Source organism: Raoultella sp. (assembly GCF_039594335.1).
GTDB lineage: Bacteria > Pseudomonadota > Gammaproteobacteria > Enterobacterales > Enterobacteriaceae > Klebsiella.
The window spans coordinates 18,151-27,495 of record NZ_JBCNNS010000060.1 but is presented as its reverse complement, the minus strand read 5'-3'; the positions used below and the strand labels follow the sequence as shown (position 1 = coordinate 27,495).

Below are 9,345 nucleotides of genomic sequence, written 5' to 3'. Positions count from 1 at the left end.
TCGACCTGCTCAACGACGGCTATTTTAAAGGACAGAGGATAATCACGTTGGGTGCGTTTGAACTCAGTCATCATCACGTTCTCCGGATTTAAGTCAGGAACGTGTCAACGCTATTCAGGACGGGTCACTGATAACAAAAAAGCCCGGCATAATGCGGGCTTTGGGGGTTTTGTGCTGGTGGGTGAATCGTCCTGATAGCTTATTTGCTTTTCTTGATATGTTTAATCAAGCGTTTACGCTTACGCATCTGGTTCGGCGTCAGGGTATTGCGTTTGTTGGCAAACGGGTTCTCCCCTTCTTTGAACTGGATACGAATGGGCGTCCCCATGACGTCCAGCGACTTGCGGAAGTAGTTCATCAGGTAACGCTTGTAGGAGTCCGGCAGATCTTTAACCTGGTTACCATGGATGACCACAATCGGCGGGTTATAACCACCGGCATGGGCATATTTCAGCTTCACACGGCGGCCGCGTACCAGCGGCGGCTGATGATCTTCTGCCGCCATAGTCATGATACGGGTCAGCATCGCCGTCCCGACACGACGGGTCGCGCTGTCATACGCTTCACGTACGGATTCAAACAGGTTACCTACGCCGCTGCCATGCAGTGCGGAGATAAAGTGAATACGCGCAAAGTCAATGAATCCCAGACGGAAGTCCAGCGTCTCTTTAACCTGCTCTCTCACTTCCTGGCTCAGGCCATCCCACTTGTTGACTACAATCACCAGCGAGCGGCCGCTGTTGAGGATAAAACCGAGCAGAGAAAGATCCTGGTCGGAAATCCCTTCACGCGCATCGATAACCAGCATCACCACGTTGGCATCTTCAATGGCCTGCAGCGTTTTGATGACCGAGAATTTTTCGACCACGTCGGTAATTTTACCGCGCTTACGCACACCCGCGGTGTCGATGAGCACGTATTCACGCTCATCGCGCTGCATCGGAATGTAAATACTGTCGCGCGTGGTTCCCGGCATGTCATAGACCACCACACGATCTTCGCCCAGGATACGGTTAGTCAGCGTGGATTTACCCACGTTCGGACGGCCCACAATCGCCAGTTTAATCGGCAGATCCTGCGGATTGAAGTCATCTTCCAGCTCTTCAGCGTCTTCACCCTTCTGTTGAGCTTCAAACTGCGCCCAGTATGCCGCATCTTCATCGACTTCTTCCGACGGGTCGATCACTTCAGCCCACGGCAACAGAACGTGCTCCAGCAGGCTGGTCACGCCGCGACCGTGAGACGCCGCGATCGGATGGATATCCCCGAGGCCCAGCGACCAGAAGTCGGCAATCGCCTGATCGGCATCGATGCCGTCGGTTTTGTTCGCCACAAGGAAAGTCGGCTTTTCGCGGGAGCGGAGATGTTTGGCGATCGCGGTATCGGCAGGCATCAGTCCTGCACGCGCATCGACCATAAACAAGACGACGTCCGCTTCTTCAATCGCCAGCAGCGACTGTTCAGCCATACGGGTTTCAACGCCATCTTCGGTGCCATCGATACCGCCGGTATCGATACAGATAAATTCACGACCTTCCACTTCAGCACGACCGTACTTACGGTCACGAGTCAGCCCCGGGAAATCCGCGACCAACGCATCACGAGTGCGCGTCAAACGGTTGAAAAGCGTGGATTTTCCAACATTAGGGCGCCCGACAAGCGCGACCACAGGTATCATGTTAAATGCCTCATACAAAAATCGATACAACGCCAATTTTCACGGCGTTTTTAAAAAAGCCAAAACGGCCCCTGTCTGCCAGGGGCCGTTTCTCAAAAACAGACTACCGCTGTAATTAACGCGTAATCGCGTACAGCGTGCCGTCTTTCGCCTGAATCAGCAGCTTGCCGTCCGCAACAACCGGATCGGTCAGGAAACCGGAGCTATCCATTTTCTGCTGCGCCACAAAGCGACCATCTTCCGGGTTCACCCAGTGCATATAGCCTTCACTATCACCGACTACAAGGTTGCCATTATACAATACCGGCGCGGTCAGCAGGCGATGCAATAGATCGCTCTGCGTCCACAGCGTCACGCCACCTTCGGTGGAGAGCGCCAGGATGCGGTCATTCTGATCGACCAGGTAGATGCGGTTGCCGTCAACGATAAAGTCATTCACCGAACCCAGCTCACGTTTCCACATGATCTGGCCGCTGCGCAGATCCAGCGCGGTCAGGTTGCCATTATACGCCAGCGTGTATACCACACCGTTGACGATAACTGGGGTCGTATCCACGTCATTCAGACGATCGATTTCCGTCGGTCCAGTCGCCTGGGAGATGCGCTGCTGCCAGATAATCTGCCCTTGCTGCATCAACACGGCGCTAACGCGACCGTTATCGCCGCCAACGATGGCTGCGCCATAAGCGGTCGCCGGTGCAGATTCACCGCGCAGAGACAGCGCCGGCATATCCAGGTTAACGGTCCACTTCACCGCCCCATCCGCTTCATTCAGCGCCTGCAGCTGACCGTTACTGGTGTGAACCAGAACCATGCCGTCGCTGACGACCGGACGAGAAATCGCTTCACCCGCAACGCGAGCCTGCCACGCCACGGTACCATCGCTGGTATTCAGGGCGAACAACTGTGCTTTTTCGCTGCCGATATAGACATGACCGCCGGAAACGGTAATGCCACCAGAGAGCAGCGCAGGCGCACGAGAGAACCAGCCGTCTTTTTCAGCCAGATTAACCGACCATACCTCTTTCCCGTCACCAGAGTTCAGTGCTTTGACGGTGCCTTTACGATCGGCCGCATAGACTACGCCGTCGGCGAAAGCCGGGTGCAGGTTAGAATAGAAATCGCCGATACCATCGCCAACAGAGGTGCTCCAGGACGTGGACGGCGTAAACTGATTTTCCACCGTCGGCAGCGGTGACATTTTCACCACATCTTCTTCGCTGTTAAACAACGAACAACCGCTTAATAAGGTAACGGAAAGCAGCCCTGGCAAAAGTAATTTACGCAATTGCATCGAGTCCCTCTCAGATGGACAGATTATTTATTTTCATACGCATCATTTCGCTGAGCGCCGGTGAAGCATCGCTTTTCACGCCAGCTTCCCAGGCAGCGCGAGCGCCTTGCTTATCGCCTTTATCGAGCAGAATCTCACCACGGAGATCGGCGACAATAGCGACCCAGCCTTCACCTTTAATACCATCAAGGGTTTTCAGCGCGTCATCAGGTTTCTTCAGTTGCAGCTGCACACGCGCAAGACGCATATTGATAACCGACTTCAGGTTATCATCCGGCGCGGCGGCCAGGCCTTGCTGAAGCTGCTTTTCAGCATTTTGCAAATCGTTTTTGTCGACAAAACGCTGGGCCAGCTCCAGAGAAGCAAACGCGCCATAGCTGTTTTTGCTCTCGGCAGCAAATTTTTCCGCCGAACTCAGCGCATCCGGCTGGTCTGATTTGAGCGCGGAAAGGGCGTTTTCATAGGCTAAAGAGGATTCTCTCGCCGTATCCTGCTGATGAGAACTCCAGTAGCGCCAGCCAACCAACGCGCCAATCCCTAAAATCACACCAACGGCCAGCGCTTTGCCATTTTCGGCAAAGAAACGCTTGAGCGCATCGACCTGATCGTTTTCGTTGTTATACGTTTCCACGCAGTCCTTCTCCTGACTAATGATTCCCGGGAAAATTAACCCAGAAGTGCGCGCAAATGCGCAGCAACGCTATCCTGCGTTACGGTAGTTTGCTCACCTGAGCGTAAATCCTTCACTACCACGTTTCCGTCAGCAATTTCTGATTCACCGACCACCAGAGCAACGCAAGCGCCCCATTTATCCGCGCGGGCAAACTGTTTCTTAAAGTTTCCGCCGCCGTGGTTGGTCATCAGCTTAGCGCCGGGCAGCTCATCGCGGACCCGCTCAGCCAGACGCATCGCTGCAGACTGGGTATCGGTTCCGGAAGCCACCAGGTATATATCGACAACAGGATTAGCTTTAAATTCCGGATTGACTGCCTGAACCAGTAAAACAAGACGCTCCAGCCCCATAGCGAAGCCTACGGCTGGCGTCGCACGCCCGCCCAGCTGCTCTACCAGACCATCATAACGACCACCGGCACAGACCGTTCCCTGGGAACCGAGGCTGGTAGTGACCCACTCAAAGACGGTACGGTTATAATAATCCAACCCGCGCACCAGGCGCTGGTTGACGGTATAGCGAATACCGGCATCGTCCAGCAGGGCGCACAGCCCGGCGAAATGCGCTTTAGAGTCTTCATCCAGATAGTCACCCAGCGCAGGCGCGTCGTTAAGCAGCGCCTGCACTTCCGGATTTTTGGAGTCCAGGACGCGCAGCGGGTTGGTATACATGCGGCGTTTGCAGTCTTCGTCGAGCTTATCTTTAAACTGCTCAAGATAGGCAACCAGCGCATCGCGATAGGTTGCACGCGCTTCCAGCGAACCGATGGAGTTCAGCTCCAGCGCAACGTGGTCAGCGATCCCCAGCTCACGCCACCAGCGAGCGGTCAGCATGATCAGCTCAGCATCAATATCCGGCCCCTGCAGGCCGAAGACTTCAACACCCATCTGGTGGAACTGGCGATAGCGCCCTTTCTGCGGACGTTCGTGGCGGAACATCGGCCCAACGTACCACAGACGCTGTTCTTGATTGTACAGCAGACCATGTTCGATGCCGGCACGTACGCAGCCCGCCGTCCCTTCCGGACGCAGCGTCAGGCTATCGCCATTGCGGTCCTCAAAGGTGTACATCTCTTTTTCAACCACGTCGGTCACTTCACCGATCGCGCGTTTGAATAACGGGGTCTGCTCTACAATCGGCAAACGGATTTCGCTGTAACCGTAGCTGCCGAGCACCTGTTTCAGTGAGCCTTCAATGCGCTGCCAGAGAGCGGTCTCGCCCGGCAGATAATCGTTCATGCCACGGATGGCTTGAATGTTCTTTGCCACGTTTATTCTCTTTATCTATATACAAAAATGAACCCCGACGCCGCGCGTCTGCGGGTTCAATCATACACGGGAAGTGAGACACCGCCCCGGATTATTTCTCTTCAACCTGCTGAACATTGATGCGACGCGCTTCATCAAGCATCGAGGCTTTCGCACGGATTCGCGCTTCCAACTGATTGATCATATCGTCGTTGTCCAGCCTGTCTTTACGCACGCCATCTTCATAGAGGCCGCTTTTTTTATTGCCGCCGGTCACGCCAAGCGTCGAAACCAGCGCTTCGCCCGGTCCGTTTACCACGCAGCCGATAATCGAAATATCCATCGGCGTAATAATGTCTTCCAGTCGCTGCTCCAGCGCATTAACGGTACCGATCACGTCGAACTCCTGACGCGAACAGGTCGGGCAAGCGATGAAGTTGATCCCGCGGGCGCGGATGCGCAAGGATTTCAGAATGTCGAAACCGACCTTGATCTCTTCCACCGGATCTGCTGCCAGGGAAACGCGCAGGGTATCACCGATCCCTTCAGACAACAGCAGCCCCAGGCCGATCGCCGATTTCACCGCGCCGCTACGCGCGCCGCCGGCTTCAGTGATCCCAAGATGCAGAGGTTGATCGATCTGCTTCGCCAGCAGACGATAAGATTCCACCGCCAGGAAGACATCGGAGGCCTTCACGCTGACCTTAAAGCGATCGAAGTTGAGACGATCGAGATGATCGACATGACGCATGGCGGATTCCAGCAGCGCCTGCGGCGTTGGTTCGCCGTACTTTTCCTGCAGGTCTTTTTCCAGTGAACCGGCGTTCACGCCGATACGGATAGGAATATTTTTATCGCGGGCGCAGTCAACTACCATGCGGATACGTTCTTCGTTACCGATGTTACCCGGGTTGATACGCAGACAGTCCACACCGTACTCCGCCACTTTCAGGGCGATACGGTAGTCAAAGTGGATATCGGCGACCAGCGGGACGTTGACCTGCTGCTTAATGAGCCTGAACGCTTCCGCAGCATCCATTGTTGGAACGGAGACGCGGACGATATCCGCACCAACGCGCTCTAAGGCTTTGATTTGGTTTACGGTCGCAGCCACATCGGTGGTGCGAGTATTGGTCATCGACTGTACGGCAATGGGAGCACCATCGCCAATCGGCACATTCCCAACGTAAATACGTTTTGATTTTCTACGTTGAATCGGAGCCTGGTTATGCATGAAAAATCTCCCGCGTTACCCGTCTGTTACTGCGCCGGTGATGTTTCGGCATTAAGGGTCAGACGCGCAACCTGGTTAGTTCTGATAAAACGACTCAAATCGACGGGTTTACCCAGATACTGAATCTGTACCGCTGACGGCGCACCAATTTTCAGTTTATAAGGTGCCTGACCGCTCAGGTTCAGATTACCGCCCTTACGTTGCAAACCGCTGAACAGTTTCTTACCGGTTGCATCGCTCACTTCCAGCCAACAGTCGGCAGAGAAGTTCAGGACCAAATCCTGAGCCGCTGCGGCTGCATTAGCCGGGGCGGTTGGCAGTGGAGACGTCGGTGCCGTGACAGCCGGAGCGCTATCCACATTAGCCTGTGACGGTGCCACCACGGCGTTATTATCCACCGGAGCCTGGGCAGAAGCCGTCGGTGCCGTGGTGGTATCAACCGGCGCACTGTTGGCGCTGCTGGCGGTGCTATCTGGTGTCGTGTTGCTGGCACCAGTATCCAACGGAATACTCTGGCTGCTGTCGCCCGTATTCAGTTCAGCGGTTGACTGGTCAGCCATCGAAGTAATTTCTTCCTGCTGGGCTTTATGATCTTGCCACCACCAGGCGCCGCTGAGGCCAATGACCACAAACAGCACCAGCCAGGTGAAGCTCATCAGCCAACCGTCACGCTTTTTACGGCGTTTTCCCAGAGAGAAGCTCTGCATCGGCGCGACTTTCGCGGCACGAATCGGGGCCTGTTTTGCCATCATTGGCAGCAGTTCATCTTCCGGAATGTGCACAAGGCGCGCATAGGAGCGGATGTAACCGCGCAGGAATGTTGAGGCCAGGTCGGCAGGCGCCTTGTCGTCTTCAATATCACGAACCGTGGAAACTTTCAGGCATAAGCGCTCAGCCACCGCTTGCTGGCTGAGTCCGAGTTGTTCACGGGCATGACGTAGACGCGTGCCCGTTGTATTTGCTTCTTGATGGTCTTGAGTGGCTTCAGTGTTCATTCGACAACTACTGGTACGTGAATTTAAAGTTCAGCGCCGGTTAAAACCCGCGCCGCGAAACATCTGCTAAACGTCACACGAAAGTATAAGTCCGTATGACCCACTATCACAGATACTTATCAATATTGAATGCTAAGCGGTTGTAGTGCCGCTACATACTGCCTCAAAGTCGACAAAAACGCACCGTAATTATTGCCCGAATAAGCGTATTTCGCCTGGCGATTAGGCATAAATCCGCAGCGCATGCTTCATGCCTTGCGCTGCGTCATTTATCAGACCGTCTTCACATCAATGGCTTCGCCCTGCATGCGTTTACGCAGTGTACGTTTGGTCCGGTCGATAACGTCACCGGCCAACTGTCCACAGGCGGCGTCAATGTCATCGCCGCGCGTTTTACGCACAATAGTGGTAAAGCCATATTCCATCAGCACCTTGGAGAAACGGTCGATACGGCTGTTTGAACTACGGCCATACGGCGCCCCCGGGAACGGGTTCCAGGGAATCAGGTTGATCTTGCACGGCGTATCTTTCAACAGCGCCGCCAGTTCATGTGCATGCTCGGTACCATCGTTGACGTGATCCAGCATGACGTACTCAATAGTGACGCGCCCCTGATTGGCGTTGGACTTGGCAATATAGCCGCGGACCGAATTCAGGAAGGTCTCAATGTTATATTTCTTGTTGATCGGCACGATTTCATCACGAATCGTATCGTTGGGCGCGTGCAGGGAAATCGCCAGCGCCACGTCGATCATATCGCCGAGCTTATCCAGCGCCGGGACCACGCCTGAAGTAGAAAGCGTCACGCGACGTTTCGACAGGCCAAAACCGAAATCGTCCAGCATGATTTCCATCGCCGGGACGACGTTAGTCAGGTTCAGCAGCGGCTCACCCATCCCCATCATCACCACGTTGGTGATCGGACGTTGACCGGTAATTTTGGCCGCACCGACGATTTTCGCCGCGCGCCATACCTGGCCGATAATTTCTGAAACCCGCAAATTGCGGTTAAAGCCCTGCTGCGCTGTCGAGCAGAATTTACACTCTAATGCGCACCCTACCTGCGACGAGACGCACAACGTCGCACGATCGTCTTCCGGAATATAAACCGTTTCCACGCGCTGATCGCCCACGGCAATCGCCCATTTAATGGTACCGTCGCTGGAACGCTGCTCCTCAACGACTTCTGGCGCGCGGATCTCCGCGACTTCTTTCAGCTTGTTGCGCAGCACCTTGTTGATATCGGTCATATCATCAAAGTTGTCGCTGCAGTAGTGATACATCCATTTCATCACCTGATCGGCGCGGAAGGGTTTTTCACCCATGTTTTTGAAAAACTCGCGCATCTGCTGACGGTTCAGGTCCAGCAGGTTGATTTTGGCATCTTTGTTCGGCATCGTCAGAGCGGCGGTATCAGGTGTGACAATATGTTCAGACATAATCTATTCCGGCCTCGTTGTTACACGTTATGGCCCCAGGAGGGTTGAAAAAAGAAACGCCCCTATGAACGAGTGCTCGTCCAGGGGCGCTGTATTGTACAAATTCTGCCGCATCAATACCACGTTTGCACGCGGCAATGATGAAAAAATCTGTTACTGCGTACTTAATCCTCTATAGCTTTTCGATTGTCGAAAAGACGAGGAGCAGGATCTCCAAAGTATTTCAGGTCACGGCGAGGCGGCAAGTTAGCAAATCCCCGGGAACATAGATAACTATGTGACCGGGGTGCGCGAATGCAGCCAACAAAGCAGTGGCCTGAAAGACGCAGGAGATTAGCGAGTGCGCGGGCAAACCTCGCCTTCCGCGAAGAAGAACGCAATTTCGCGCGCGGCAGATTCAACGGAATCTGAACCGTGGGTGCCGTTTTCGGTGAAGCTGTCAGCGTAGTCTGCGCGCAGAGTCCCTGCCAGTGCGTTGTCCGGGTTGGTTGCGCCCAGCAAGTCACGGTGACGCTGAACAGCGTTTTCGCCTTCCAGAACGGAGACCACGATCGGGCCTGAAGTCATGAACTCAACCAGGCCGTCGAAGAACGGGCGACCTTCGTGCTCAGCGTAGAAACCGCGAGCCTGTTCAACGGTCAGGTGCAGCATTTTGGTGCCAACGATTTTGAACCCTGCAGCTTCAAAGCGGGAAAAGATGCCGCCAATAACGTTTTTTGCCACCGCGTTTGGTTTGATGATGGAAAAAGTACGTTCAATAGCCATGATTACCTCTAATAAAATGT

The 9,345-nt window shown here is 54.4% G+C and carries 8 protein-coding genes; all 8 read right to left on the bottom strand.

Features of this window, described 5'->3' with window-relative positions; translation table 11 throughout:
• Positions 1-199 precede the first annotated feature (199 nt).
• The 8 genes from der to ndk all read right to left on the bottom strand — a co-directional run bounded on the left by der (position 200) and on the right by ndk (position 9,325).
• The gene (gene der / locus ACZAHD_RS12505) at positions 200-1,678 is read right to left on the bottom strand and encodes a ribosome biogenesis GTPase Der (RefSeq protein ID WP_462457059.1); all 1,479 of its coding nucleotides are present in this window, start codon (positions 1,676-1,678) and stop codon (positions 200-202) included.
• A gap of 115 nt (positions 1,679-1,793) precedes the next feature.
• The gene (bamB, locus tag ACZAHD_RS12500; RefSeq protein WP_462457058.1) at positions 1,794-2,972 is read right to left on the bottom strand and encodes an outer membrane protein assembly factor BamB; all 1,179 of its coding nucleotides are present in this window, start codon (positions 2,970-2,972) and stop codon (positions 1,794-1,796) included.
• Between the two features lie 10 nt (positions 2,973-2,982).
• Positions 2,983-3,603, bottom strand: a complete 621-nt coding sequence (locus tag ACZAHD_RS12495) for a YfgM family protein (RefSeq protein WP_462457057.1) — start codon at positions 3,601-3,603, stop codon at positions 2,983-2,985.
• Positions 3,604-3,638: 35 nt separating this feature from the next.
• Complete coding sequence (gene hisS / locus ACZAHD_RS12490; protein WP_462457056.1) at positions 3,639-4,913, bottom strand: histidine--tRNA ligase; 1,275 nt, start codon at positions 4,911-4,913, stop codon at positions 3,639-3,641.
• A 91-nt stretch (positions 4,914-5,004) separates the two neighbouring features.
• On the bottom strand, positions 5,005-6,126 hold the full coding sequence (gene ispG, locus ACZAHD_RS12485; protein ID WP_462457055.1) for a flavodoxin-dependent (E)-4-hydroxy-3-methylbut-2-enyl-diphosphate synthase: 1,122 nt from the start codon (positions 6,124-6,126) through the stop codon (positions 5,005-5,007).
• Between the two features lie 26 nt (positions 6,127-6,152).
• A complete protein-coding gene (rodZ, locus tag ACZAHD_RS12480; protein WP_462457054.1) occupies positions 6,153-7,121 on the bottom strand; it encodes a cytoskeleton protein RodZ in 969 nt (322 codons plus the stop codon).
• 272 nt (positions 7,122-7,393) lie between these two features.
• Complete coding sequence (gene rlmN / locus ACZAHD_RS12475; RefSeq protein WP_462457053.1) at positions 7,394-8,560, bottom strand: dual-specificity RNA methyltransferase RlmN; 1,167 nt, start codon at positions 8,558-8,560, stop codon at positions 7,394-7,396.
• A gap of 333 nt (positions 8,561-8,893) precedes the next feature.
• On the bottom strand, positions 8,894-9,325 hold the full coding sequence (ndk, locus tag ACZAHD_RS12470; protein ID WP_100683314.1) for a nucleoside-diphosphate kinase: 432 nt from the start codon (positions 9,323-9,325) through the stop codon (positions 8,894-8,896).
• Positions 9,326-9,345 lie beyond the last annotated feature (20 nt).

Coding starts and splice junctions, on each gene's coding strand:
- der (WP_462457059.1), bottom strand. CDS start 1,678: ATGATACCTGTGGTCGCGCTTGTCGGGCGCCCTAATGTTGGAAAATCC.
- bamB (WP_462457058.1), bottom strand. CDS start 2,972: ATGCAATTGCGTAAATTACTTTTGCCAGGGCTGCTTTCCGTTACCTTA.
- rlmN (WP_462457053.1), bottom strand. CDS start 8,560: ATGTCTGAACATATTGTCACACCTGATACCGCCGCTCTGACGATGCCG.
- ispG (WP_462457055.1), bottom strand. CDS start 6,126: ATGCATAACCAGGCTCCGATTCAACGTAGAAAATCAAAACGTATTTAC.
- rodZ (WP_462457054.1), bottom strand. CDS start 7,121: ATGAACACTGAAGCCACTCAAGACCATCAAGAAGCAAATACAACGGGC.
- ndk (WP_100683314.1), bottom strand. CDS start 9,325: ATGGCTATTGAACGTACTTTTTCCATCATCAAACCAAACGCGGTGGCA.